We start from the raw sequence: 26733 nt of genomic DNA on the forward strand, positions 1-26733 counted from the left end.
ATACTAGAATAAGTTCGAATCTTTAAGAATTTGTTTGAGCTTGCTCGCCAGCTTTAGGAATTAACACTTTACGAGACAATTTAAATTTACCGGTTTTTTTATCTACATCTACCAGTTTCACTTTTATTTCTTCGCCGATCTCTAATACATTATCCATTGATTCTAAGCGCTCCCATTTAACTTCGGAGATATGCAATAAGCCATCTTTACCCGGCATGAATTCAACAAAAGCGCCGTAAGGCTGAATGGATTTTACTTTACCTACATAAACCTCTCCAATTTCCGGAACCGATACAATAGCTTTTACTTTACTTACGGCTTCGTCCATTGCTTGTTGGTTATTCGCAAAGATATTTACGTGGCCTTTATCATTTTTCTCTTCAATAACGATAGTAGCTCCCGTATCTTTTTGTATTTGTTGTACTACTTTACCGCCAGGTCCAATAATGGCTCCGATAAATTCTTTTTCAATAACAATATTATAAGAACGAGGCGTGTGGGGTTTATAATCCGCATTAGGTACCGCAATGGTTTTCGCCATTTCACCCAATATGTGCAAACGACCTGCTTTAGCCTGGGCCAAAGCTTGAGATAGTATTTCGAAAGAAAGCCCTTGTACTTTTATGTCCATCTGGCAAGCAGTAATACCATCTTTCGTACCAGCTACCTTAAAATCCATATCGCCTAAGTGGTCTTCGTCACCTAAAATATCGGATAATACCGCAAATTTACCACTTTCCTTATCGGTGATTAAACCCATGGCAATTCCTGATACCCCACCTTTTACTTTCACGCCAGCATCCATTAATGCTAAAGACCCCGCACAGACAGTAGCCATGGAAGAAGAACCATTTGATTCTAGGATATCGGATACAATCCGGATGGTATATGGGTTTTCTGTTTCCGATGGTAACACTTTACGCAAGGCACGCATAGCTAAATTACCATGGCCTACTTCTCTCCTACCCGGACCACGGTTAGGTTTTACCTCACCCGTTGAAAAAGCCGGGAAATTATAGTGCAGGATAAATTTATTAGAACCCGTAAACATGGCACTGTCAATCATTTGTTCATCTAATTTGGTGCCTAGAGTAACAGTGGTTAATGATTGCGTTTCGCCGCGAGTAAAAATGGCGGAACCATGTGTGGATGGCAGATAATTGATTTCGGACCAAATAGCCCGAATTTCATCTAATTTACGGCCATCTAATCGAATCCTTTCGTCTAAAACTACATTACGAACTGCCTCTTTCTCAATATCGTGGTAATAAGTTTTAAGTAATCCTAAATCAATTTCATGATCTTCGGGTAAAGCGGCAATATATTCATCAATGATCGCCCGGAAAGCAACCCGGCGTTCTGATTTTGCATTATTGCCCGATTTAGCTACCGCATATACTTTATCGTATACTTCGGCTTGTAAACGTTCTTTTAGTTCCGGGTCATGCGTTTCGTGCGAATATTCCCGTTTCTGCAGTTTGCCAACTTCTTCGGCTAATTCAACTTGAGCCTGGCATTGCAACTTGATAGCTTCGTGCGCAACGCGAATAGCTTCGAGCATTTCTTCTTCCGAAACTTCGTTCATTTCACCTTCCACCATGGCAATACTATCCGCAGAACCACCCACCATAATATCAATATCAGCTCGCACCAAGTCAGAACCTAATGGATTAATAACAAACTGTCCATCAATGCGGGCTACCCGAACTTCTGAAATAGGTCCGTTAAATGGAATATCCGAGACAGCTAAGGCCGCAGAAGCCGCTAAACCAGCCAAAGCATCCGGTAAAATATCTGTATCGGCTGAAATTAAATTTATTAAAATTTGAGTATCCGCATGATAATCGTCCGGGAACATAGGACGAAGGACACGGTCGACTAAACGGCTAATTAAAATTTCATAATCAGATAAACGAGCTTCACGTTTCAGAAAACCGCCGGGAATTTTACCGGAAGAAGCAAATTTTTCTTGATAATCAACAGATAAAGGTAAAAAGTCGGTGCCTTCACGAGCTTCTTTTGCCGAAACCACCGTAGCTAGCAACATCGTATTCCCCATTTTTACGACTACTGCGCCATCGGCTTGTTTGGCAAGTCTACCGGTTTCAATGGTTATTTCCCGGCCATCGGTTAAAGTGATTGTTTTATAAATAGCGTTATAAGACATATATTTTTATACTACATAAAAGGGCCGTCCGCCCTTTAAATAAATTTAAAATTGTAAAATAGCAGGCACGTAAAAAAGATTAGGGAATCCCTAAAATGAATTCCCTAATCTTTTTTTTATTTTCTGATACCTAATTCGTTGATAATGGCCCGATATCTTTCAATTTCGGTGTGTGACAGGTAGTTGAGTAATCTTCTTCTTTTACCTACCAGTTTTAAAAGACCCAAACGGGTAGAGAAATCTTTTTTGTTTTCTTTCAAATGCTCTGTTAAATGATTGATTCGGTGGGTAAACAAAGCAATTTGGGATTCAGCGGAACCGGTATCGGTTTTAGATTTTTGTAAGCTGTTCTTCTCAAAAATTTCTTGTTTCGCTTCGGTAGTTAATTTCATCGGGTATTATTGGCTTATTTATCTTTCTTTGTCGTTTCTATTAGGCGGCAAAGGTAAGTATTTTTTTAGATTTTTTAAAATTATTTAATTATATTCTTAACGTACACTACAACTTATTGCGTTTCAAGCGTAGAGTAAGTCGGCGCCAAAAATCAATCTCTAACAGACTAGAGTCGTTCCGGGCTTGGTATAAAAAAAACAGGCCAATTGGTAGTAAAATTAAGTTGGCTGCCCACATGCCTGCGCCTACCATAACAATTCCTTCGCGTCCCCATTTTTCCCCTAAAATGGTTAACACATAAAAAATAATAAAAAACAAAATGGATATGAGCACAGGCATGCCTAAACCACCTTTTTTGATAATAGCCCCGAGAGGCGCCCCAATCAAGAACATGATTACACAAGCTGCCGACTGCGTAAATTTTCGAAAAATTTCGATTTGATAATTATTACTTTCCCGGTACGTTACTTTCATTTTTTCGGTATAAGCGGTTGTAAAGCTTTTAATATTGCGGGCTTTATTGGTGGCCAAAGAAATTACGTTAGGATTTCTTTCGGGAAGTGGTCTTTTAGAGATAGTAGCAATTTTGGGTAGCTGCATTCTTTTAAGCGAATCCGCTTTAAAATACGCATAGTAGGGTCCCAAATTAGGAGCTACTAATCTACGCTCTTGGTTTAACTGCTTTCTTAAAGAATCCGTTACATGCCGAAGCTCTTTAATGTTTAACATCATCCGGCTACCTTTAAATAAATCTTCGCGGGTACGGTCGAGATTAAAGGAGGATAAATTAAAAAGCATTTTTTGCGAGGTAAAATTCTGCCGGACAAATCCCGCCTGAGTATTCGAACCCGTATTAGAAGCATCTTCGGCATAAATTTTACCATTATACAAATCAAAAGCTAAGTACTGCTCATTGAATTTAGTATACATTCTCCCAGAATCAGCCATAATAACACTGGTATTTCCTCGCCCGCTCGAATGATCATAAATCATTACCCCTTTTAAAATATCACCTTCTTCGCCTAATTTTTCGGTAACCTTAATACTGTAACCAGGAATACCATTGTAAAATATATTCTCCCGAATATCAAGTGAAGGCTTTTTCTGTCGAATATCCCAGAGTAAACTATAGGCCTTTAAGTTTGCTTTGGGCACAATTTTATTATTAAAGTAAAACGCACCCACACCCAGAAATAAAGTAAAAATAAAAACAGGGCGCAGTATTCGGATGAGGGATATCCCGGAAGTTTTAATGGCAGTTAACTCATGATGCTCCCCTAAATTTCCATAGGTCATGAGGGAGGAAATTAATACAGCCAAAGGCAAAGCTACGGGAGCCATATTCAAGCTGAAGTACATTAAAAGCTGGGCTATGACTAAAAAGCCCAAATCCTTACCTACTAAATCATCGAGGTATTTCAGCATGTATTGCGTAAGCAAAATGAACTCTACTACTGCAAACGTTAATAAAAAAGGACCGATAAAAGAGCGTAGTATGAGCTTATCTAATTTTTTCATATCAGCAAAGCCACTCTATATACCTTTCTATAATTTAAGTATACAGATAAATTTTTGTGATTAAGTTTTACAAGTAACAATATAGGTCAGTACTAATGATACTATACTAGTATTAGCTTTTTTAATGGTATAACGTAATTTAACCGCCTAAAATATCTCGTAAGCCTTGAATTAGGCCATCCCACATTTCATTCAGTTCTACTAAGTCTGTTTCATCTGAATAATCAATCACCCGGAGATAATGCTCTTGGGTAAGTTCACTGGTTTCAATGCAAAAATCCATATAACTGGGATCCGATTCGTGATGTTTTTGATTATTTAAGAAAACAAAACGCACCGACTTATTTGTTCGATGGCTGTTCATTTCGGCGTAATGGTTCTGATTATCCCAAATAAAATTAAAAATTTTATCTTCATTCAGCCGAACATCGTGGCAAAACCACTGTGCTAAACCTGAAGCAGTGCTTAAATACGGATAAATCATCCGGGCAGAAGCATTTATGGGGTATTCATTCGTATACTTAAATTTGCTCATAATCATAAGCCTAGAGGTATTCGATTAGGTACAGTAATTAAATCAAATTATTTTATTTTAAAAAACTTGCTTATATAATATTGTTATGTCTACATTTGCACTCCGAATTTCAAGGCGGGGTAGCTCAGTTGGTTAGAGCACAGGATTCATAACCCTGAGGTCAGGGGTTCAAATCCCCTCCCCGCTACTCCTAGCCCCTTTACTTTGTGTTTAGGGGCTTTTTTATTTAATAACGTTCAGCCTCTTCAAAATTTAACACTATTCTTACCAAAATTTTTAATTGATCACCTGTATAGTGAAGCAAAACTTAAACTTGAAAATCCATTCTGTTATTATAGATTATACTTATTAAGCTTCGTATTTACTAAATGTAAACCGAAAACTTTTAAAAAGAAAACAATATTCGGATAGCAAAAAAAAAGCTTAACCCGGGGTTAAGCTTTTCTTCCTTTATTTTAAAGTACTATCTTACTTTCTCGACAATACCCTTAAAAGCTTCCGGATGATTTAGAGCTAAATCAGCTAAAACTTTGCGGTTTAAGTTAACATTTGCTTTCTTTAAGCTACCCATAAATTGAGAATAGGATAATCCATATTCCCGGACCCCGGCATTAATACGCTGAATCCACAAACCGCGAAAATCTCTTTTCTTGGTTTTTCTATCACGATAAGCATATAATAAACCTTTTTCTACTGCATTTTTGGCAACGGTCCATACGTTTTTACGACGTCCGAAATAACCTTTTGCCAGTTTCATGATGCGCTTTCTTTTTTGTCGGGCGGCAACGACGTTTACGGATCTTGGCATTTCTTTAATTTTTTTGGAGAATGGTGATTTTTACAAATTCTTTAAAAACCAGGCCCCGGGTAATAAATAATTTAAGGGAAAGAAATTATTTAACCAATCTAAAACTGGCTAGTAAACTTCTCTTACAAGTTAAGCATTGCTTTTACGCGGCCCAGGTCAGCATCACTTACTAGACCAACATGAGTCAGGCTTCTTTTCTGCTTTGTGGTTTTCTTTGTCAGAATATGGCTTTTAAAAGCGTGTTTCCGCTTTATCTTGCCTGTTCCGGTCAGAGAAAATCTCTTTTTAGCACCAGATTTAGTTTTTACTTTAGGCATTTTATTTATTTAATTGTTGAAATTCTCTTCAATCTAAAGCTTACAATGTAAGCTTTACCGTTATTTTTTGGGCTTAGGAGCCAGGAACAAAAACATACGTTTTCCTTCCAGTTTAGGCATTTGTTCCACTTTGGCGTATTCTTCCAAAGCTTGCGCAAATTTGAGCAGCAGTAACTCACCTCGTTCTTTAAAAACAATGGTACGTCCCACGAAATGAACGTAGGCCTTTACTTTAGCCCCACTTTCTAAAAATGATTTAGCGTGTTTTACCTTAAACTCAAAGTCATGATCGTCGGTATTTGGGCCAAACCGAATTTCCTTCTGGACTACTTTCTGGGTCTTAGCCTTTAACTCCCGCTGCTTTTTCTTTATGTCGTACTTAAACTTAGAGTAATCTACAATACGACAAACCGGGGGTTCTGCTTTGGGAGATATCTCAACTAAATCGAGATTTTGCTCTCGGGCAATGGCCTGAGCTTGGGTAAGTGAATAAATGCCTGGCTGAATATTATCGCCAACCAACCGCACTTCCCGGGCCAATATTCGGTTATTAATCTTATAAGGCTCCTCAACGACCGCTCTGGGTCCGGGGCGTTTATTTGTAGGATTTATAGTTTTACTCGTTTAAGTTTAACAAATTACAATTAAGGTGCAAATATCGCATAAAAGAATATATTATAAAAATAAATTCTAGTTTTTGCTCAAAATATCCTCTACCATCGATTTAAAATTGCTGATAAATACATCAACGGTTAAATTCCCCATGTCACCAATGCCGTGCTTACGAACCGCAATAATACTATTCTCTTGCTCTTTCTCTCCTACAATAATCATGTAAGGAATTTTTTGCATTTCCGCATCCCGTATTTTACGACCAATTTTCTCATCCCGGGTGTCAATATGACCCCGAATATCTTCCTGCAGCAAGCGCTCGTACACCTGCTGGGCATAATCGTGGTACTTCTCCGAAATAGGTAAAATAGCAAATTGCTCCGGGCTCAACCATAACGGGAATTTACCGGCACAATGCTCTATTAATACCGCTACGAAGCGCTCTATGGAACCGAAAGGTGCCCGGTGAATCATAACCGGACGTTGTTTGGTGTTATCGGAGGCGGTATATTCTAATTGAAAACGCTCGGGCAGGTTATAATCTACCTGAATGGTACCTAATTGCCACTTTCTACCCAAGGCATCTTTCACCATAAAATCTAACTTTGGCCCGTAAAAAGCAGCTTCCCCGTACTCGGTGACAGTAGGCAGACCTTTTTCCTGAGCTGCTTCTATAATGGCAGTTTCAGCTTTCTCCCAGACTTCATCGCTGCCTATGTATTTAGACCGGTTAACGGAATCACGCAACGAAATCTGAGCGGTATAATCTTCGAAGCCTAAGGCATTAAACACGTAAAGCACCAAATCAATCACTTTGGTGAATTCTTGTTTCACCTGGTCGGCTCGGCAGAAAATATGCGCATCGTCTTGGGTAAAGCCGCGCACACGAGTCAAACCATGCAATTCCCCACTTTGCTCATACCGATAAACAGTACCAAATTCAGCTAAGCGCAAAGGTAAGTCACGGTACGAACGAGGTTTTACTTTGTAAATTTCACAATGATGCGGACAATTCATGGGTTTTAGCAAGAACTCCTCCCCTTCATTAGGAGTATGAATGGGCTGAAAAGAATCTTTACCGTATTTTTCGTAGTGCCCGGAAGTTACGTACAGCTCTTTAGCTCCAATGTGCGGTGTAACTACTTGCTGGTATCCGGCTTTCACTTGAGCCCGGCGCATAAAATTTTCGAGCCGTTCGCGCAAAGCAGTGCCTTTCGGCAACCATAAAGGTAAACCCATACCCACCTTCTCCGAAAAGGCAAATAACTCCAGTTCTTTCCCCAGTTTGCGGTGGTCGCGCCGCTTAGCTTCTTCCAGTTTTTCCAGGTACTCAGTTAAATCTTTCTGTTTCGGAAAAGTAATGGCATATACCCGGGTAAGCTGTTTACTTTTTTCATCGCCGCGCCAATAGGCGCCTGCTACGTTCATGAGCTTGGCAGCTTTTATGAAACCCGTATTTGGAATATGCGGTCCGCGGCATAAATCGGTAAAATTACCTTGGGTATAAAAAGTAATCGTTCCGTCTTGCAAATCTTGCAGCAAATCTAACTTATACTTATCGCCTTTTTCGGTGAAGTATGCTATAGCATCGGCTTTCGAAATTTCTTTACGTACATAGGGACTTTTTGCCCTAGCCAGTTCCAGCATTTTTTGTTCGATAGTCGCAAAATCGTCTTGCGAAAGCTGACGATCGCCTAAATCAATATCGTAGTAAAAACCATTTTCAATGGCGGGACCTATTCCGAATTGAACACCGGGATATAAAGATTCTAAAGCTTCCGCCAACAAGTGGGCGGAGGAATGCCAATACGTAGCTTTCCCTTCTGCATCGTTCCAGGTTAGTAATTGTACCGTAGCATCTTGATTTATAGGACGGTTAGCCTCTACAATTTCGTTGTTTACTTTAGCGGCCAACACATTGCGGGCCAAGCCTTCACTAATGTCGGCAGCTATTTCATAACCGGTTACTCCTGCTTCGTATTGTTTAACCGAGCCATCGGGTAAGGTAATATTAATCATTCTTTTTGCTTCGTAGTTTTTTATTTTCTTCTTTAGATTGCCGGCGTTCCCGAAAAATAGCTAGTAAACTATCTCGTTTTTGCTTTTCCTCGAAACGTAAGCTATCACGTCTGATTTTGTAAAGTTGATACATGGTGCGCCGCACGCCCCACATAGCTTTTATATTTTGTACATCTCGCTTATAAACCCATTGGTAATGCGGCAAGGCTTTCTCTAATTGCCCGGTTTTTTCGTAACTTTCCCCTAGAATGATATGCGACTGCGGCAAATTATCGGAATGTTTCAGAGATTTTTCTAATTCAGTGATCGCTTCCGGATATTTGTTTTTATTGAAAGCCAGCACCCCGACTCTTTGGTGGGCAAGATATAATAAAGAATCGTATTTTACCGCATTTCTATAACTTATGTAAGCGCTATCCAGTTTTTTTAGGTTGGTATAATACTCTCCTTGGTAGTACCACAAATAGGCGTTTGTAGAGTCTTGTTTTTGTCCTGCGCGCAAGTAATTTAAAGCAAAAACATCTTCTTTTCTAGCAAAATAAATCTTTAATAATTGATTATAGGCTTCAATTAAATCAGGGGAACGGCGAATAGCAGATTTAAAGTTGCGAATGGCTTCGGTGGTATCTCTTGTTTGAGCATAAGCTAAGCCCCGATAGAAATAAATATATTCGTTTTGGGGTATTTCTTCGGCGGCGTCGTTTAAATATTGCAAAGCCATTCCGTACTTTTTGCTAAAAAGATATAACTCGCCCAGGAGCACGTCTAAATCGGTACTTCGGTAATTTAAATCTTCGGCGCGGGTAGCCGCCGTAAGGGCAGCAGGATAATTACCCGTTTTCCGTAGAATTTGAGCCTTCCGAAAATAATATTCTCCTTTTTCTTCGTCCTGGGCAATGGCTTGGTTAACATCTTTCAGAGCCGCTGCGTCGTTATTGGCCTCTACGTAAAATTGAGCCCGTTTAAAATAATGGGCTGCATTCTGAGGATCCCGCTTAATAGCAGCGCTGATTTCTTTCAACGTAAAAGCTGGGTCGTACTTCACTTGGCGGAGGTCAATCATTCTATCTTGGCTTTGTTCCGGAGAAGAACAGGATAAAAGTAGAAGACCGCAAATTAAGTAAAGAAGTTTCTGCTGTAACATGCTGCCCCTTGAATCCATTGGTTATACCTGCAGCAAAATTATTAATTTTTAACGTTTATTAAGATACGTTTTCCTCGATATGTTGCTCCGAAATTAAATTAGGAAAGTAGTAAAACTATAATCACTAGCATCTTTAAAGGAGGTAAGAATAATGCTAGCTTTCATAGTAAGGCTTTTTGATTCTATTTTCTTTTAAAACTAAGTACTTTTAAACAGTTGGTTTTAAATTGCAAGGACTTTTATTCTTCCTAAATAGTATTAATGTATAAAGCATTTAAGATTATAATGCTAAAGAACTCCATTTAAAGAATTACTTATAGCTTAAACTGTAAAGAAAATTTCAAACCAAATTTTTTAACATCCGGATTCTGCAGATAAGTTAACCGGTGAAAAGCATCAATCCGTAAAACTTTAAAAATATTCTCTACGGCGTAACCCGCTTCTATATAAGGCGTTTCATTTAAAGTTTTAACTGGTTCCTGCAGCGTACCGTTTAAACCAATGGGAGCAATTATATCTTGATTTTCTTTACCTAAGCGGCCATATAATACATTAGATGTTCCTACTACCCGCCATTTTAATTTTTTGATTAAGGGCAAGCGATTAAACAGCAAACCTTCAAAGTATTGTTCGTAATGTAAGGAGGCGTAGGTATCGCTAGCAAATTCAAAATAATTCATCAGATTAAATGTTTGGGCGTAATAAAATGGGGTTTCGTTGCCCAAATGCATTTCCAGTAAAGGATAAGGCACCGGAGAATAAATTTTACCTGCTTCAATCCGATACATGGCATTTCCTAAACGGCCCATTACAAAATCGTGTTTTACGCCTACGTCCATTCGCTGGTAATCAACCGTGGAACCAAATAATCCCTTTAAACCTAAGGTGTATTTAAAGGTAAATACCGGCCAATGATTTGCTGATCCTAAACTTATCCGTTCGTTGTCGTTTTGTACAAATACCTCATTCTGAGCGTAGCGGGTGAAAAAAGTAATAGCCGAGCTGGAAAAATCCCGGGTTAAAACTTTGGGTTGTTCACCTTCTTGTCGGTAATAAGCAAAATCATAGTCCGGTTTAAAAATGCGGTTACTCAAGGAAATTCGCTGCGTTAATCCCGGAAAAATATCCCTTTGCAAATAGCTGCTTGTTTGGGTCACGTAAAAAGGCCGCCTTAAATCGCCAAACCTAGAAAACCCCGTTAAGAAATAGCTATCCGCTAATTTTTCCGACATTAAACCAACCCGTTCAATGTCTTCGCGGCGCGTAAATCCAATTTCACTCCATTTTTTACGAGAAATTATGTAACGCCCGGAAGCTTCGTACTTAACTCTTTTATCCATTGTACCGTAGGCGGCAAAGCCGCTCAATTCCCATTTATTACTAAAATCGGCGTTGGTTTTACCCCCTATTTGAAATCGATTTCCTTCCACGTTGTTATTGGCGTAGAAGTAAGGATAGCGGCCAATACTAACCGGACCCGCTTTAAAGTAACCGGTTGTTAGTACGGTAACAATATCGGTGAATCGTTTAATCCGGGGAGTGGCTTTAATAGAATCAATCAAAAAGTAAACCTGCTTCTCGGCGGTTGTCAAAGTATCGTGCCGATTTTGTTCCCAGAAACTTTCGGAATTACTATTTGCCTTTTGAGCTAAAATTATGGGTTGATCAAAGAAGTTAGACTTTTGCTCTTGATTGACCACAATGTTTTTGTAAGAAGTATTTATTTTAGCAATAATTCCGGGCCGTGTCTCACTAATCCGAGCCAGGTTCATTACAATTTCCGTTTTAGAAGGTAACCAAGTTCCTCCATCGGCAGGTAAAGCTTCCTGTACTAAATGGATTTTTTCAACAAAATTGATATTAGCTGCTTTACTAACGATGACATCAATTTTACGCAAGGCAAAAACTGAATCAGCTATCCAAATAATGCCGTTGAAAGCTAAATCCTGGGCGCGTTTTGGTTCTATTTTAATCTTGTAACACCGGGTTTTACCTATGTACACGCTATCGAGTAAATCATACTCATAGGCACTTTTCCAGCCGTCGGCAATGGGACTAATAAAATTTTTCTTTAAAACACTTACCCAGTTTTGGTAAAAATTATAATCCTGGTATGAATTACCAATTACTTGCGCCACTAAATTGCCATCCTGAATACCATAACCCGTCACTTTAGAGGCTTTTACAATTTCTTTGGTTTTACGTGGGTCGCGGTTATAGTAAAAATCAGAAACTGCCTCGGAAATAAAAAAAGGCAAAACTCTTTTTCCGTCTTCGCTCTGCATATACATTTGCGAATCTACTACCGCCGTAAGAGCCGACCGTAATCCAATTTTATTTTTTTTAGGACTTAGATTATCAATATCGAACTGCATTTTGGTGTATGCTTCGTACTGATAGGCCCTTAAGCGCCGTTTATCGTTGGTTTTCTTATGGTCAATTACTTGCCGCATAATGCGAAAAGCGGGATTTTCGCCGGGACGGATAACCACTTCCTGCAGATTTAAGGTACTGGCAATTAATTTAAAGTTAAGTTCCTGAATGGCTAATCCTCGTTTAAGAGCCTTAGATTGGGTACGATAACCAACAAAAGATACTGTTAAAGAATCCGGAAGTTTAGTAAGTTTGATATTAAAAGCACCTTTTTCGTCGGTGGTAGTACCCATGTTGGTGTTTTTGATATAGACGTTCACGAAGGGCAAAATTTCACCAGTAGTACCATCGGTTACTTTCCCAAAAATCCGATTTTGAGCCCGAACCGTTAGTACTGCGAAGCAAAGGATGGATATAATCAGAAACTTATACAAAACTCAAAGAATTTGAAGGCAAAATTAAATTCAAATATTTAAAATAACCTTATACTAGTTTATAAGTTTTCAACAAATCAGTAAATTTATTCACATGTTTATAAATAATTGGAATATAAGGATGAATATAACTAAAAATAACCATAACAATGGGTAAATTTCAACATAAAAAAAGCCGGTTTAATACCGGCTTCTGTATGTCAATAAACTTTTATTCATTAACTTGGGCTTAGGTCATTTAGCATGACTTTGCAGCGTCGGCTAAGTTCTAAATCATCAGAGGTAACGGGTTGCACTTGCAGGGCATTTTGTAAAATAGCAATACTCTGATCAATTTCTTTCATTTCGCGGTACACTATCGCTAAATCATAATAGTAGTTCAGGTTCTTACCATCTAGCTTTATTGCTTTTTGAAAGCAGTTAACCGCTTGGAGATTGCTGGCTTCCGACTTAGTACAGCCTTTAACTAATTTAGAAATGGTACATTCAAACACATTCATGTTCGCAACTTTGTAATGCCAACGGCCTAATAATTGCCATGCGCTGGCATAATTGGGGTTAGCTGCCAAAGCTTTGTCTAAATGCGATTTGATTTCTTTAAGGTTACTAATTCGCGCCTTTGTACCCGATACAAAAGATAAATTGGCAATAGCCAAGGCCATTACGTAATTAGATTCCGCACCTTGTTTTTTAATTTTTAAAGCTTTTTCCGCAAAGTCCTTCGCTAAAATAAAATGTTCTCCTTTTTGTAATTCATCGGCATAGCGTAAACCAATCCGGGAATGCAATAAGCTAATTTTATAAAGTGCTTCGTAATGTTCGGGATTAACTACTAAAACTTCTTCAAATTTTTGAAGTGCTTCGGCGTCTTTGTATTCACCTAATAGCTGATTAGCTTCCCGGACAAGTTCATCAGAGGTGTTGTTAGAGAAGGCCCGGAAGCAAATACACAGCAACACGAGCCACACCCCAATAGATTTGTTCCAGACCTTTATCATACTAGTAACTTTTATATACTTAAAATAAATTTAACTGTCGCTTCTTCGGTTTTACATCCAAAGTTGTATTATTTTGTTCTACGGAATCTATCAGAATCAGTTTGTCAGTATTTTTAGATTCACTTGGTACTTCTATCTGGTTATCAGACAAAGCAGTAACTCCCACGGCAGGTTTCACTAAACGTCGTGAGGCCAAATCTTTAACGGGTTTGGCGATAACTTCTTCTGAAACAGGTTTGATTAAGTTTATTCCGAATATTTTGAAGTAATTTAATTTATTACCGGTAGCTTTCCAACCTTTTACGTCGATAAATTCACTTAATAATATATTTTCCGTTTCTTTTTCCGATTTTTTATCCCGTTGAAGTTTAATTTCAATTTGGGGTTCCGGCTGCGTAGAAACAACTAACAACTTAGAACCTTTATTTTCGGAGATAAAAATAAACCGCTTGCCAATAGTGGAAGTCTCAATCTTAAACCGTTTCACATAAGTATTCTTATTTTCGCCATCAAAATGAACGGCTGAGATTACCCCTTCCGGATCAAACTTTTGAATTATTTCTATATTGGCCACATCGTAATGATTGGTCAGCTCAAACGAAGTTTGTTCATACGAACCATCTTTGTATACGACCAGAATGGTATCATCGGTATTAAAGGACCCAAGGTAACGGCCGCGCGATTCAGTATTTAAACGACCAATTACTTCATCGTAATATATTTCGCGCCCGCCCAAGGTAGACTCACCGCGGCTTTTTTGCATAATTTTTTTCACCGGGTACTTGGTCACCATATTTCCCATCGAACCTTTGCCTTTAATCATTAACTCGGCAAAGTCAAAATCAAACGTTTTTACCCGGGCCGTGGAGGCAGGCGTTAAGGTTATGTTCACTACCTCCGATTCGCTATTAGGATTGGCGGTTAAATAATGAACTTTAGTGCCTTTATTTCCTTTGGTTAAATCATATTCCTTATCGCGGGTAATACCGTTTACCGAAAAACGTTTGGCATACGAAATTCCGGAGGAGCCATCTACGTAAATCATGTTGTACACCATGTGTTCATCATTTTTGTTATAGATACCCGCATAAATAATATCCTTGCCTACAAAAGTTTTCTCGGCAATTTTAATTACCCGGAACTTACCGTCTTTGGTAATCGCAATAACATCATCCATATCCGAACAATCCGTTATGAATTCGGAGTTTTCATCTTTTTTCAGATTATAACCCACAAAGCCATCTACCCGGTTTACATACAACTTTTGGTTAGCAATGGCTACTTTCTGAGCCGTTATAACATCGAAAGTGCGAATCTGCGTTTTGCGGTCGCGGCCAGTGCCATACTTCTTCAGTAGATTCTCGAAGTAAGCAATAGAGAAGCGGATGATGTTTGCTAAGTTATCAGCGGTTTCCGCCATCTCTTCTTCCAGTTTCTTGATATATTCATCCGCTTTGAAAGAATCGAATTTAGAAATCCGTTTAATTTTTATTTCCGTCAGACGAAGAATATCCTCGGTCATAACTTCGCGGCGCAATAGTTTCTTGAAAGGTTTTAGTCCTTTGTCGATGGCTTCCAGAACCGCTTCCCAGGTTTCACATTCTTCTATCTTGCGGTAAATGCGGTTTTCGATGAATATTTTTTCTAGCGACGACATGTGCCATTTGTAGTCCAGCTCAGCCATCTTAATTTCGAGTTCGAGCTGCAATAAATCTACCGTTTTCTGGGTAGAAATTTTCAGAACTTCGTCTACGGTTAAAAAGTGAGGTTTATCCTCAATAATTACGCAGGTATTCGGCGACATGGAAACTTCGCAATCCGTGAAAGCATACAGCGCATCAATGGTTAAGTCGGGTGATACACCGGGTGGCAGTTGCACGTGTATTTCTACGTTAGCCGCGGTATTATCAATTACCTTCTTAATTTTGATTTTATTATTCTCACTCGCCTTTACGATGGATTCCATCAAAGCAGTAGTCGTCGTTCCGTAAGGGACATCGCGAATAATGAGCAAGGTTTTATCTACCTTCTCGATCGTGGCGCGAATACGAATCCGGCTGCCCCGGGCACCTCCTTTGTAGTCGGTTACATCAATCATCCCGGCCGTCGGGAAGTCCGGAAAAAGCTGCGTTGGCTTTTTCTTCAGCACGTCAATGGAAGCCTTAATCAGCTCCTTAAAGTTGTGCGGCATTATCTTGGTAGACAAACCTACCGCAATACCTTCTACCCCTTGCGCCAACAACAGCGGGAATTTAACCGGCAAGGTTACTGGTTCATTTTTCCGGCCATCGTAAGATGCCTGCCAAACGGTAGTATCCGGATTATAAACAACATCTAAAGCAAATTTAGATAAACGGGCTTCAATGTAACGGGCAGCGGCGGCACTGTCGCCGGTACGTACATCGCCCCAGTTACCTTGCGTTTCTATTAATAAATCTTTCTGGCCCAGATTTACAATAGCATCGCCAATAGAAGCATCGCCGTGCGGGTGATACTGCATGGTTTGCCCGATAACATTAGCCACTTTGTTAAAGCGGCCGTCATCCATCTCTTTCATGGCGTGCAGGATGCGGCGCTGCACGGGTTTTAAGCCGTCTTCAATGGCTGGTACCGCCCGCTCCAGAATTACGTAAGAAGCGTAATCCAGGAACCAGTTTTGGTACATACCATCCACGGCGGTAATTTCGTGGATCTTCTCCTCACCAGCAAACGGTTCTGCTCCGTTTAACAGGTTATCGTTTTCTGTATCGTTAAGCATAAACTTCCTCTTCTACGTCCTCAACAATGTCTTTTTCCACTTTGAGGTTATCAATAATAAAATTCTGGCGCTCCGGCGTGTTCTTACCCATGAAATAACTTAGTATTTTCTGAATGGAAGTTTCGGTATTTAAAATAACCGGTTCTAACCGAATATTATCGCCGATAAATCTTCCAAACTCGTCCGGTGAAATTTCACCTAAGCCTTTGAAGCGGGTAATTTCCGGGTTCTTGCCTAGCTTCTTCATGGCAGCCTGCTTTTCTTCTTCATTATAGCAATAAATGGTTTCTTTCTTATTGCGCACCCGGAACAAAGGCGTTTCCAGGATATATAAGTGGCCGTTCTTTACTAAATCAGGGAAGAACTGCAAAAAGAACGTTAGCAACAACAAGCGAATGTGCATACCATCTACGTCGGCATCCGTAGCAATAACTACCCGGTTGTAACGCAAATCTTCCAGGCTTTCTTCAATATTTAAGGCGTGTTGCAGGAGATTAAATTCTTCGTTTTCGTATACCACCTTTTTCTTTAAGCCGTAGCAGTTTAAAGGCTTCCCGCGTAAGCTGAATACCGCTTCCGTATCAACGTTACGAGATTTAGTAATAGACCCACTAGCCGAGTCACCCTCCGTAATAAACAAGGTAGAAAGCAGGTGCTTTTCGTTTTGCTCATCGGTAAAATGCACCCGGCAATCGCGCAGTTTCCGGTTATGCAAATTGGCTTTCTTGGCACGTTGGTTGGCTAATTTTTTAATCCCAGCCATATCCTTGCGCTCGCGTTCGCTTTGCTCAATCCGGCGCTTCATGGCATCCCACACCTCTTTATTTTGCCGGAGATAATTATCTAAATGCTCTTTAACAAAATCATTGATGTAATTACGAACAGACGGACTATCGGGTCCCATTAGAATAGAACCTAATTTGGTTTTGGTTTGCGACTCAAAAACGGGCTCCTGCACCCGAATACTTATTGCTGCAATAATGGAAGCTCGAACATCAGAAGCTTCGTATTCCTTTTTATCAAATTCTTTAATTGTTTTAGCAATTGCTTCCCGAAAAGCAGCCAGGTGGGTACCTCCCTGAGTAGTGTATTGACCATTCACAAATGAGTAATATTCTTCGCCGTATTCATTACCATGAGATAAAGCAATCTCAATATCTTCGCCTTTCAGGTGAATAATGGGGTAGCACAGAGCTTCTACATCCGTTTTATGGGATAATAAATCTTTTAAACCGTGCTCGGAATAAAATTTCTGACCGTTGAAGTTAATGGTTAAACCAGCGTTCAGGTACACGTAATTCCGGATCTGATTTTCCAAATATTCCGGAATAAATCTATAATTTTTAAAAATGGTATCGTCGGGCACAAAGGTGATTAAGGTACCGTTCCGTTGGGTGGATTCTATCACGGGATGATCATGCAACAACTCTCCCCGCTCGAACTCAGCCGTTTTAATTTGGCCATCACGAATAGATTGTACTTTAAAATAGCTGGCTAAAGCGTTGGTAGCTTTGGTACCTACTCCGTTCAATCCGACTGATTTCTGAAAAGCTTTGCTATCGTACTTACCACCGGTATTTATTTTACTCACGCAGTCGATTACTTTACCTAAAGGAATACCCCGGCCGTAATCGCGCACCTGCACCTTATGGTCCGTAATTTTTATTTCGATGGTTTTACCGTTGCCCATCACGTATTCGTCGATGGAATTATCAATAATTTCTTTTACCAGAATGTAAATACCATCATCCTGCGAAGAACCATCCCCTAGTTTACCAATGTACATACCCGGCCGTAGCCGAATGTGTTCCCGCCAATCTAAGGAGCGGATACTATCTTCGGTGTAATTATTTGTTACTTCTGCCATTCTTTCGGAAAAGAGTAAATTTTATAGAAAATTTTAAGTTAAAAGTATTGAAAAAAAGTATAACCCCGAAAAGCAGACACGTATAAGGCCTGTGGGTTATTAGAAAAACAATGCTAATTATATTGGCATTCTTAGATCAATGCTACATGTTGTACACTGCCCTTGATTAACTAAAACAAAGCTCAAGAGGTTCAATAAAACCTGGTAATTTCGTCTTGAGACTTCTTTTATTTAGCTATTGTAAAACTATTCAGTTGTTGAAATTAGCTAATTTTTCTGGAATTTACTATTTATTTATGCTAAAATTTTTACTAAATAATGGAAATTAATCTACCTAAATACTTTAAATACACCATTATCTTATTAGGATTAGTATTGCTCATCTGGTTTCTGCAAACCTTTAAATCCATACTAGTACCTATTTGCTTTGCCAGTTTGTTTGCCTTATTGTTGGTTCCTCTCTGCCAACGTTTGGAAAAGTGGCGTGTACCCCGGCCTTTGGCAATCTTAATTTGTATTGTGGTGGTAATTGCTTGTTTGGGTGGTCTTATATGGCTTTTATCGGCGCAATTAATCAGTTTTATACAAGAGTTAAATACCCTGTCGGATAAGGTAAACGAATATATTCAGAAAATTCAAGTATTTCTGCTCCAAAATTTTGGTATAAAACCCACCAACGGACGGGAGTTCATCACTAAAAACATCGGGACGCTGCAGCAAACCGGCACCACCATTTTAAGCGGAACTTTATCTTTAACCACCGGCGCCTTAAGCGTACTCACCATTATTCCCATTTACATTTTTTCATGCTTTATTACCGCGATCATTTCCGGCGGTTCCTGTTTAAATTTATAACCCGCGATAAACGCTCCACTTTAGTTACTACTATTGATAACATCCAGAAAGTAGTGGAAAGTTATATTTCCGGGTTAATAATAGTTATTGTAATTGTAGCCGTGTTAAACATGACCGGATTAATGATTATGGGCGTTCCGTATGCCGTATTCTTCGGAATTTTTGCTTCGGTGCTTACTATTATACCCTACATTGGTATTTTAATTGGCGCGGCGCTGCCCGCTTTATACACCCTGGTACAAACGGGCTCGCTGGTAGATGCTATTTTTGTAATTGGTATTTTCGCGTTTGTGCAGTTTCTGGAAGGAAATTTTATTACGCCCAATATTACTGGTTCTAAGGTAAGCATTAATCCTTTTGCGGCTGTACTTGCTTTAATAATCGGGGGTGAAATCTGGGGCGCGGCCGGTATGATTTTATCCATTCCCATCATAGCCATTCTTAAAGTATTGTTCGATGCGTATGAACCTTTAGAACCTTTTGGTTTCTTGTTAGGCGATATTAACAGCAACTCCGACCAACCGAATGTATTTTCGAAACTATCTAACCGGGTACGGACTCTTCTGAACCTGAAAAAAGAAAAAGAAGAACAAGATAAAGTTTCTAAGTAATAAAGTAAGTTGCCTTGATTTTAAAACTTAAAAAGTTATAAAACAGTATAGGTTAATAGTTTAAATTCTGATTATAACCTTTATCTTATTTGAAAAAACTATGAATGTGAATCAAGATGACAATCTAACTAGGGCAATTAACGACCTGGTAGAAACCTGTAAAGACGGCATGAAAGGCTACGAAACTGCCGCCGAAAATGTAAGCGATCCGCAACTAAAAACCGAGTTAAGCCACTTAGCCCAACAACGCGCGCAGTTTGTCAGCGAACTGGAAAGTCAGGCGCAGCAATACGGCATTAGCGCTCAAAACGAAACAACCATTGAAAGCGTGGCCATGGAAGCAGCGGGAGCCGTGCACCGGGGTTGGATTAATTTAAAATCTGTCATTGTCGGGAACAGCAATGATGCTATCCTGAGTGAATGCGAAAACGGCGATGCAGCGGCCCTGAAAACGTACGAAACGGCTTTAAATGCGCAAGGCTTACCGGCGGAAATCCGGGATATTGTAGAAAAGCAACACAGCGAAATTCTGGAGGCAAAAAACCGCCTAACTACCATGAAACGTTCGCTTTAACTTAAAACTTAAAACTTTAATTGGTAAGAGCAGCTGTGGTAGCTGCTTTTTTTATGGGTAATCCATCTTCCTTCCTGCTTTAAATTAAATCTTTCTGTTTTAGTATTTACTATTAATTTTAGTAATTTTAAACAAATCTTAGCATGAAAGACTTAGGTTACACTAAGAGTATCTACCAAATATTTGAAACTCTGCCCCTGTTAGCCGTTGTTATACCCCTATACGATTTTACTTAAACTAAATTTAGCTGCATTGTACGCTATAATAGATATCGAAACAACCGGAGGACAACCTACCCAGGACCGGATTACAGAGATTGCCATTTTTATTCACGATGGTAACCAGGTGGTAGATCAATATAATACCCTGATTAATCCGGAACGCCCTATCCCCTTTTTCATTACTCAACTTACTGGTATAACCGATGATATGGTTCGGGAAGCGCCGAAGTTTCACGAAATAGCAAAAGATATTGTGCAGCTTACCGAAGGTAAAATCTTTGTGGCGCATAATGTGCGTTTTGATTATTCCTTCCTTAAAAAAGAATTTTCCGACTTAGGTTTTAATTATCAGCGCAAGACCCTTTGTACCGTGCGCTTAAGCCGCTCGCTTATTCCGGGTTTGCCTTCTTACAGTTTAGGCAAGCTGTGTAAAAGCGTAGACATTGATTTACAAATGCGGCACCGTGCCATTGGCGATGCAGAAGCTACGGCTAAATTGTTCGATAAACTAATTAAATTAAACCAACCGGCCATCATTAACTCGGAGGATGCTTTACTGCCCAGTAACAAAAAGTTTTTCTCGAACGAGGCCCGCACTTCGTTGCTGCCGCCGGCTATTTCCAAGTCACAGATTGATGCTTTACCGGATGCTCCGGGAGTGTATTATTTTTACGATGAAACCGGAGAAATAATTTACGTTGGCAAAAGCATTAATATCCGGAAACGAGTTATTCAGCATTTTAACATTGACGTTAAAAGTAAAAAATCCATAGAATTTAAAAACCGGATTGCCGATATTTCTTATGAGTTAATGGGCAATGAGCTGGTGGCGCTGCTTTTTGAATCCGACGAGATTAAACGTTTGAAACCCCATTATAATCGCCAGCAGCGGCGCAGCGTTTTTAACTCGGGGATATATGCCTATTACGACCAGAATGGTTACAAGCGTTTAACGTACCAAAAGGTATCATCTACTAATCCACCCTTAATTGCTTTATCCAATCATTTTAAATCCAAAGATTTTTTGTTTCATAAAGTTGCTAAGTTTAATCTGTGTCAGAAACTCTGCGATTTGTATAAAACCAACGGCGCCTGTTTTGATTACCAGGTGCACCAATGCAAAGGAGCCTGCATTAACCAGGAACCACCCGAAGAATATAACGCCCGGGTGGAGGAAGCGATTGAATCGTTTACTTTTGAAAATGATGCTTTTGTGATTATCGGGAAGGGACGGGTAGCCGGTGAGCGTTCCATTGTTTGCATTGAAAACGGTCGTTACATGGGCTTTGGCTTCGTGGATGAAACTTTTAGCGCTTCTCATCTAGAGGATTTTAAAAGCGCCATTAAACCGTACAACGACAATAAAGATATTCAGCAAATAATTCGTGGTTATCTGCGCACCAAACACCGCGATAAGGTTATTATTTTTGAGTAAATGGTTGAAGTGTTGCTTTAGTGTTGGATTGATGAATTGTTAAAGTGTTAGATTGTTTGTCGTTATAGTGCTTACTTGTTAATTCAATCTTAAAAGTAAACTTTATTGCTTTCTTCATCTACCTATTTAACACTAAAGCAACCCAACAATTTATCAATTCATCAATATAACCATTCAACACTTCAACCATTAGGTAAGGCGCTTTTCAGCATTTGAATAACCATTTTTTCCGTCGAAGAAAGATACGGTTCGTTGGGTTGGTCGGCGTCGTGTTTTTTAAGATAATCTAATAATTGGTCGCTTTTAAATATTTCTAAAACCTGGGGATGCACGTAATATTTACTGCAAACGGCGGGCGTATTACCCAAGCCTTTGGCTACGGTTTTAAAAGCATTTTTTACCGATTTTTCCTTTTCCAGTTCCGGATTTTCGTCGAGTAATTTTTCTAGGCATTCTACCATTAAAACGGTCCCGCCCCAAGTCCGGAAATCTTTTGCCGTAAAATCGGCGCCGCTAATTTCCTGAATGTATTGGTTTACTTGGCCCGATTCTAAAGTTTGCCGCGTACCATCTTCGTCGTAATACTGGAAAAGATCATAGCCCGGAATATCTTTACATTTTTTTACTAATTTGGCTAAACGCCGGTCTTTAATATCAATTTCGTGACTTACACCTTTTTTACCCACAAACTGAAATTTTACCTGGTCGCCCTCAATGGCCACGTGTTTATCGCGAAGCGTAGTCAAGCCGTATGATTTATTTGCTTCGGCGTATTGGCGGTTACCAATCCGGATTAAAGACTGATCTAATAAATTTAAAACAATAGCCGTTACCTTGCGTTGGTTTAAGGCTTTAATTTGAATATCCTGTTCTATTTGCTGGCGAATAAGGGGCAACGTTTCACCAAAGGCAATCATGCGGCTAAATTTTGTAAGGCTCCGCGTATTGCGCCAATCCGGGTGATAGATATATTGTTTGCGCCCTTTTGTGTCGCGGCCCGTTGCCTGAATATGTCCGTTAGGCGAAGGGCAAATCCATACATTTTCCCAGGCGGGCGGAATGATTAATTTTTTTAAACGGTCCAGAATTTTAGGGTAAGTAATTTTCTCGCCTTTTTTATCAATAAACGTAAAACCCTGGCCACTTCTCTGGCGACTAAATCCTTTGCCGGTATCCGGAATATATCTTAACCCTGCTTCAACGGCTGATTGTTCCGGATCGGCGTATAGAACATGTACGTCTTTTTCTTCCATTAACTTTAGAGTAACTCGTTTACTTTACCTCAATTGGCTCATAAAAGTTGTAGGTAACATTTAAAACTTTATAAAAGTAAAGGAATGCAGCATAATGCGCGGCTTACGTAACTGTTTTGCTGTTAAAGCTTATTCATTCCATTCAATCAAATTATATAAGTATGACATACAAGGGAGCTTCGTTGTTAGTTCTTTTCTGGGGTATTATAAATCTCATCGGTGCAGGTATGGCGTATTATTTTATGGGTTCCTTCGCCCAGGCCATTGCCATACAGGGTTTGTTAAGCGGAATTTTGGGGTTTAGCATCGGGCATTTTCTGAACCGGGGAAGAAAACAGGCGTTTATTTTAGCTTTAGCCTCCTGCTTAATCTGCGTATTCCTTTTAGGTCAGTTAACTACCAATGCCTTTAATCAAGAACCAAATTTATTTTTCAGCGATGCTCTGGCAACCCAGCCCCAGGATATTTCTTTACTTGTTACTTCGGCAATGTTAACCTTTACCGTTTTGGTGCTTTTGCTTTTATTAATTTTTGCCCGGTCTATTTATGTCAGTTTCCGGAATGAAGTTTGAATTTTATTTTTTTTATCCTGCATATTAGCACAAGCCCGGTACGTATCCAAGATAAACGCCTCAACTCAAATTTGATAGCTTTATTTCTATATTCAAAAAGGAATAAGATAGCTTAGAATTTGTGTTTTGCTGCTCTATTTAGCTGGATAAAATGGCACAATTTTTCCATTATACTTTCTCACAATTGCCATTGTTTAAAATTCCAATTACTACTTTTTATGTCCAGAATTTTTCAGAAAATCACCTTTTTAGGCTGTCTTTTTGCTACCATAAGTTTAGGCGGCTGTACCCAAGATAAAAACGGCGACCGTTTAATTTTCTCCATTGAAGATGATATTAAATTGGGTGCCCAAGTCTCGCACGAAGTAGATTCTACTTACCTGGCCAAAGGACAATTACTTGACCCAACTAACCCTAAAAATAAAGTTGCCTACGACCATTTAAACCGCATTGTAAACAAAATTTTAAATTCCGGCAGAGTAAGCTACCGCACTGAATTTACCTGGGATACTAAAATTATTAAGGATGATAACGTACTAAATGCTTTTGCTACTCCCGGCGGACACATTTACGTTTATTCCGGTTTAATTAAATACCTGGATAACGAAGATCAGTTTGCCGGCGTATTGGGCCACGAAATTGCGCACGCCGATCAACGCCACTCAACCAAACAACTACAACGGCAATACGGGTTAACCTTATTACTTTCGGTGGCGCTCGGCGATAATCCGGGTACATTAACCCAGATAGCTACCAGTTTAACGACGCTTAAATTTGACCGGGACGCGGAAAGAGAAGCCGATGATTACTCGGTGGTCTATTTGAGTGGTACCAATTACTATGCTTGCAACGGCGCGGCCGGCTTTTTTGAAAAAATAATAAAAGAAAACCAACAAGGCCGCACCCCCGAATTCCTTAGTACTCACCCTGACCCTGGTAACCGGGTAGAAGCCATTAACAAAAAAGCTACCTCCGAAGGTTGCCGGACCCAGTTTTCCGGAGCAACTACCTACCAGGACTTTAAAAACAGCTTAAATTAACGGAGATAACCCAAATACTCCGTAACCGTAAATCCTAAGGAGAAATCTTCTTAGGATTTTATTTTTGGCACATGTCAGACTGGAAAAACAACTTCGTTCATTTTATTGGCCAGGTAGAAGAACAATTTGATGATCTTACTTTTAAATTAAGAAAGAGATTAAATTACTTTCATCCGGTACAAATTGTACCCTACCGCAGTTATGGTACCCCAAATCGTTTATACATCAAAGGTAGAGTACTCGAAGACAAAGGTATTGCGCAAGCTCAGGACAAAGATACGGTGCTGAATAACCTGCTGAACATGTATAAGCGCTTCGAAAGCGACGAGGTAATGAATGCCCGTTTAAAAATTGAATTTCAGGGCCAGGAGCACGAAATAGTTTCTGATAGAGAAGGGTATTTTGTATTAAATATGGAACCTTCTACTCCCTTGCAATTAGATAATATCTGGCACCCGATAGAAATAAAACTCTTGGATGCACCGGTCCCTTTTACGACCGATATCCACGCTATCACCGAAGTTTTAGTACCTCCCCCGGATGCCGAATATGGCATAATCAGCGATATCGACGACACTATTATCCATAGTAACGCTTACAGTGCCTTGGGCATGTCGCGGATAGTATTTTTAAATAATGCCCGCACCCGCTTGCCTTTTGCCGGCGTCTCTGAGTTTTACAAATCACTTCAACTCGGGCGAAATGGCAAGCGCAACAATCCGTTTTTCTACGTTTCCAGCAGCCCCTGGAATATGTACGATCTGCTAAAAGATTTCCTGGATTTAAATCAAATTCCGGCGGGGCCGCTTTTACTGCGTGATTTTGGTTTGATGCAGAATAAGTTGGTAGGTTCCAGTCACATGGGCCATAAGTTTAAAGAAATCCAGAATATTTTGCTTACGTACCCGAATCTTAATTTTGTGTTGATTGGAGACAGCGGCCAGGAAGATGCGAATATTTACCGGGAAGTGGTAAAACAATTCCCGGGGCGGATTTTAGCCATTTACATCCGCGATGTGCAGTTACCCGAACGCGAAAAAATAGCTTTAGCTGTTTCAGAAGATATGAAAGGTCACGAGGTTCCCATGCTAGTGGTTGATAATACCGTGGAGGCAGCGGAACACGCCGCCAAAATAGGTTTAATCTTCCAGGAAGCCATTCCGGCCATCCAAACCGACAAAGAACAGGACAAAGGCCATGAACCCGGTAAAGAGTCAGTTTAGTTGCTGGTTGTTGGTTGAAAAGTTGAAAGGTAGAAAGTTGATCCACGTTTAAAAATTTAGCCAAGGTTAAAATAAGTACCTTTTCAATAAAAGTGGCTTTTCAATAAAAAGTATCTATAAAATAACTTTTAACTTTCTAACCTTTCAACTTTCCAACCAACAACAACTAAATTCAAATAGCGTCTTGCATGAGTAGCTTAACGCTGGCAGTGCCGCCCATTAGCCGCATATTCCGGGTAACAAACCGGCGTTTTTTTAAGGTATACGAACTTGGCTTTTTTACGGAATATCTAATTGGGTTAGGTAATACCGACGCAATTAAGGCAGCCTGAGAAGCAGTTAAATTTTTGGCCGAAGTATGATAATATTTTCGGGCCGCGGCTTCAATCCCAAAAACCTGATCTCCCATTTCGGCAATGTTCACGTAAACTTCCATAATCCGGTGTTTGCTCCAAAAGACTTCAATGAGCATGGTAAAATAAGCTTCTACCAACTTCCGGATATAACTGCGGCCATGCCATAAAAAAACATTTTTAGCGACTTGCTGGCTGATGGTACTGCCGCCGGCAATACGTTTGCTTTTTAAATTTTTCTTAAACGCGCCTTTTATCGCTTTGTAATCAAACCCATCGTGAAGCATAAATAACTGGTCTTCGGCGGCCATAATCGCCAAAGGCACATTGGGCGACACCTCTTCCAAGGCTACAAAGTCGTACCGGATGTTTGGATTTACTTTATTTTTCTGGCCGGCTTTGGCGCGTCGTTCTATCATGTGCAGAGTAGCCGGGGGCATAAACCATTTATAAACCAGTACCCACAAAATACTCAGCACGAATAAAATTAACACCAACTTTAAAGTCAGGTCGCGAATCAGTTTCAGATTAATAGCCATTGCCCAAAAATACAAAGGTTCTCCGCTCCGAAATAATTAAATTTACCTTCTTTTTACTTCCTTTTTCGGGTTGTTCCTCTAACTTTCCGGGGCAGAGTTGGTTAAAACTGTAAC

20 protein-coding genes, 1 tRNA gene and 1 pseudogene are annotated in these 26733 nt (G+C 39.7%); 7 read left to right on the forward strand and 15 right to left on the reverse strand.

The features are described 5' to 3' along the window. Positions 1-22: 22 nt before the first annotated feature. From pnp to AHMF7605_RS05475, 4 genes are all read right to left on the reverse strand, one after another. The gene (gene pnp / locus AHMF7605_RS05460; RefSeq protein WP_106927215.1) at positions 23-2167 is read right to left on the reverse strand and encodes a polyribonucleotide nucleotidyltransferase; all 2145 of its coding nucleotides are present in this window, start codon (positions 2165-2167) and stop codon (positions 23-25) included. A 116-nt stretch (positions 2168-2283) separates the two neighbouring features. Beyond that, a complete protein-coding gene (gene rpsO / locus AHMF7605_RS05465; protein WP_106927217.1) occupies positions 2284-2559 on the reverse strand; it encodes a 30S ribosomal protein S15 in 276 nt (91 codons plus the stop codon). Between the two features lie 106 nt (positions 2560-2665). Next, positions 2666-4078, reverse strand: coding sequence for an LptF/LptG family permease (locus AHMF7605_RS05470; RefSeq protein WP_106927219.1), 1413 nt, complete (start codon positions 4076-4078; stop codon positions 2666-2668). Between the two features lie 139 nt (positions 4079-4217). Further along, positions 4218-4613, reverse strand: a complete 396-nt coding sequence (locus AHMF7605_RS05475; protein WP_106933355.1) for an START-like domain-containing protein — start codon at positions 4611-4613, stop codon at positions 4218-4220. Positions 4614-4726: 113 nt separating this feature from the next. Between AHMF7605_RS05475 and AHMF7605_RS05480 the strand changes: the two genes are divergently transcribed. Then, positions 4727-4800, forward strand: a tRNA-Met gene (locus tag AHMF7605_RS05480). 276 nt (positions 4801-5076) lie between these two features. Here AHMF7605_RS05480 and rplT read toward each other — a convergent pair. The 9 genes from rplT to AHMF7605_RS05525 all read right to left on the reverse strand — a co-directional run bounded on the left by rplT (position 5077) and on the right by AHMF7605_RS05525 (position 17943). Beyond that, positions 5077-5421, reverse strand: a complete 345-nt coding sequence (gene rplT / locus AHMF7605_RS05485) for a 50S ribosomal protein L20 (RefSeq protein WP_106927221.1) — start codon at positions 5419-5421, stop codon at positions 5077-5079. 122 nt (positions 5422-5543) lie between these two features. Then, complete coding sequence (rpmI, locus tag AHMF7605_RS05490) at positions 5544-5738, reverse strand: 50S ribosomal protein L35 (RefSeq protein ID WP_106927223.1); 195 nt, start codon at positions 5736-5738, stop codon at positions 5544-5546. A gap of 60 nt (positions 5739-5798) precedes the next feature. Further along, positions 5799-6350, reverse strand: coding sequence for a translation initiation factor IF-3 (gene infC / locus AHMF7605_RS05495; RefSeq protein ID WP_106927225.1), 552 nt, complete (start codon positions 6348-6350; stop codon positions 5799-5801). A 78-nt stretch (positions 6351-6428) separates the two neighbouring features. Continuing rightward, the gene (gene thrS, locus AHMF7605_RS05500; protein ID WP_106927227.1) at positions 6429-8369 is read right to left on the reverse strand and encodes a threonine--tRNA ligase; all 1941 of its coding nucleotides are present in this window, start codon (positions 8367-8369) and stop codon (positions 6429-6431) included. Next, on the reverse strand, positions 8362-9432 hold the full coding sequence (locus AHMF7605_RS05505) for a tetratricopeptide repeat protein (protein WP_158267454.1): 1071 nt from the start codon (positions 9430-9432) through the stop codon (positions 8362-8364). The genes thrS and AHMF7605_RS05505 overlap by 8 nt, the downstream gene beginning before the upstream one ends. A 395-nt stretch (positions 9433-9827) precedes the next feature. Beyond that, the gene (locus tag AHMF7605_RS05510) at positions 9828-12320 is read right to left on the reverse strand and encodes a DUF5686 and carboxypeptidase-like regulatory domain-containing protein (protein ID WP_106927231.1); all 2493 of its coding nucleotides are present in this window, start codon (positions 12318-12320) and stop codon (positions 9828-9830) included. A 218-nt stretch (positions 12321-12538) separates the two neighbouring features. Continuing rightward, a complete protein-coding gene (locus tag AHMF7605_RS05515) occupies positions 12539-13318 on the reverse strand; it encodes a tetratricopeptide repeat protein (RefSeq protein ID WP_106927233.1) in 780 nt (259 codons plus the stop codon). 19 nt (positions 13319-13337) lie between these two features. Then, on the reverse strand, positions 13338-16076 hold the full coding sequence (locus tag AHMF7605_RS05520) for a DNA gyrase/topoisomerase IV subunit A (RefSeq protein ID WP_106927235.1): 2739 nt from the start codon (positions 16074-16076) through the stop codon (positions 13338-13340). Further along, on the reverse strand, positions 16069-17943 hold the full coding sequence (locus AHMF7605_RS05525) for a DNA topoisomerase IV subunit B (RefSeq protein WP_106927237.1): 1875 nt from the start codon (positions 17941-17943) through the stop codon (positions 16069-16071). Before AHMF7605_RS05525 ends, AHMF7605_RS05520 begins: the two co-directional genes overlap by 8 nt. A 318-nt stretch (positions 17944-18261) precedes the next feature. On the opposite strand from AHMF7605_RS05525, the pseudogene AHMF7605_RS05530 reads away from it, so the two are divergent. The 3 genes and pseudogenes from AHMF7605_RS05530 (at position 18262) to AHMF7605_RS05540 (ending at position 21639) form a co-directional block, all read left to right on the forward strand. Further along, positions 18262-19409: pseudogene (locus AHMF7605_RS05530) on the forward strand (AI-2E family transporter). A 100-nt stretch (positions 19410-19509) separates the two neighbouring features. Next, on the forward strand, positions 19510-19983 hold the full coding sequence (locus AHMF7605_RS05535; protein ID WP_106927239.1) for a ferritin-like domain-containing protein: 474 nt from the start codon (positions 19510-19512) through the stop codon (positions 19981-19983). Positions 19984-20235: 252 nt separating this feature from the next. Further along, positions 20236-21639: an exonuclease domain-containing protein gene (locus AHMF7605_RS05540; RefSeq protein ID WP_106927241.1), complete on the forward strand. Its 1404-nt coding sequence runs from the start codon at positions 20236-20238 to the stop codon at positions 21637-21639. 182 nt (positions 21640-21821) lie between these two features. On the opposite strand, the gene AHMF7605_RS05545 is transcribed toward AHMF7605_RS05540, so the two are convergent. After that, a complete protein-coding gene (locus AHMF7605_RS05545; RefSeq protein WP_106927243.1) occupies positions 21822-22892 on the reverse strand; it encodes a DNA topoisomerase IB in 1071 nt (356 codons plus the stop codon). Positions 22893-23053: 161 nt separating this feature from the next. Here AHMF7605_RS05545 and AHMF7605_RS05550 point away from each other — a divergent pair, with 161 nt between their 5' ends. The 3 genes from AHMF7605_RS05550 (at position 23054) to AHMF7605_RS05560 (ending at position 25727) form a co-directional block, all read left to right on the forward strand. Beyond that, positions 23054-23464 (forward strand): hypothetical protein, encoded by a 411-nt coding sequence (locus AHMF7605_RS05550; protein ID WP_106927245.1) that lies wholly within the window; start codon positions 23054-23056, stop codon positions 23462-23464. A 218-nt stretch (positions 23465-23682) separates the two neighbouring features. Next, positions 23683-24504 (forward strand): M48 family metalloprotease, encoded by an 822-nt coding sequence (locus AHMF7605_RS05555; RefSeq protein ID WP_106927247.1) that lies wholly within the window; start codon positions 23683-23685, stop codon positions 24502-24504. 71 nt (positions 24505-24575) lie between these two features. Continuing rightward, positions 24576-25727, forward strand: a complete 1152-nt coding sequence (locus tag AHMF7605_RS05560; protein WP_106927249.1) for an App1 family protein — start codon at positions 24576-24578, stop codon at positions 25725-25727. Positions 25728-25899: 172 nt separating this feature from the next. Here AHMF7605_RS05560 and mtgA read toward each other — a convergent pair whose 3' ends face one another. Continuing rightward, entirely contained in the window at positions 25900-26619 is a 720-nt protein-coding gene (mtgA, locus tag AHMF7605_RS05565) for a monofunctional biosynthetic peptidoglycan transglycosylase (protein WP_106927251.1), read from the reverse strand. Positions 26620-26733 lie beyond the last annotated feature (114 nt).

This window comes from Adhaeribacter arboris (genome assembly GCF_003023845.1).
GTDB lineage: Bacteria > Bacteroidota > Bacteroidia > Cytophagales > Hymenobacteraceae > Adhaeribacter > Adhaeribacter arboris.

Coding starts and splice junctions, on each gene's coding strand:
- pnp (WP_106927215.1), bottom strand. CDS start 2,167: ATGTCTTATAACGCTATTTATAAAACAATCACTTTAACCGATGGCCGG.
- AHMF7605_RS05505 (WP_158267454.1), bottom strand. CDS start 9,432: ATGATTGACCTCCGCCAAGTGAAGTACGACCCAGCTTTTACGTTGAAA.
- AHMF7605_RS05525 (WP_106927237.1), bottom strand. CDS start 17,943: ATGGCAGAAGTAACAAATAATTACACCGAAGATAGTATCCGCTCCTTA.
- AHMF7605_RS05515 (WP_106927233.1), bottom strand. CDS start 13,318: ATGATAAAGGTCTGGAACAAATCTATTGGGGTGTGGCTCGTGTTGCTG.
- AHMF7605_RS05520 (WP_106927235.1), bottom strand. CDS start 16,076: ATGCTTAACGATACAGAAAACGATAACCTGTTAAACGGAGCAGAACCG.
- AHMF7605_RS05545 (WP_106927243.1), bottom strand. CDS start 22,892: ATGGAAGAAAAAGACGTACATGTTCTATACGCCGATCCGGAACAATCA.
- rpsO (WP_106927217.1), bottom strand. CDS start 2,559: ATGAAATTAACTACCGAAGCGAAACAAGAAATTTTTGAGAAGAACAGC.
- AHMF7605_RS05535 (WP_106927239.1), top strand. CDS start 19,510: ATGAATGTGAATCAAGATGACAATCTAACTAGGGCAATTAACGACCTG.
- AHMF7605_RS05555 (WP_106927247.1), top strand. CDS start 23,683: ATGTCCAGAATTTTTCAGAAAATCACCTTTTTAGGCTGTCTTTTTGCT.
- mtgA (WP_106927251.1), bottom strand. CDS start 26,619: ATGGCTATTAATCTGAAACTGATTCGCGACCTGACTTTAAAGTTGGTG.
- rpmI (WP_106927223.1), bottom strand. CDS start 5,738: ATGCCTAAAGTAAAAACTAAATCTGGTGCTAAAAAGAGATTTTCTCTG.
- rplT (WP_106927221.1), bottom strand. CDS start 5,421: ATGCCAAGATCCGTAAACGTCGTTGCCGCCCGACAAAAAAGAAAGCGC.
- AHMF7605_RS05550 (WP_106927245.1), top strand. CDS start 23,054: ATGACATACAAGGGAGCTTCGTTGTTAGTTCTTTTCTGGGGTATTATA.
- AHMF7605_RS05475 (WP_106933355.1), bottom strand. CDS start 4,613: ATGAGCAAATTTAAGTATACGAATGAATACCCCATAAATGCTTCTGCC.
- thrS (WP_106927227.1), bottom strand. CDS start 8,369: ATGATTAATATTACCTTACCCGATGGCTCGGTTAAACAATACGAAGCA.
- AHMF7605_RS05560 (WP_106927249.1), top strand. CDS start 24,576: ATGTCAGACTGGAAAAACAACTTCGTTCATTTTATTGGCCAGGTAGAA.
- AHMF7605_RS05470 (WP_106927219.1), bottom strand. CDS start 4,078: ATGAAAAAATTAGATAAGCTCATACTACGCTCTTTTATCGGTCCTTTT.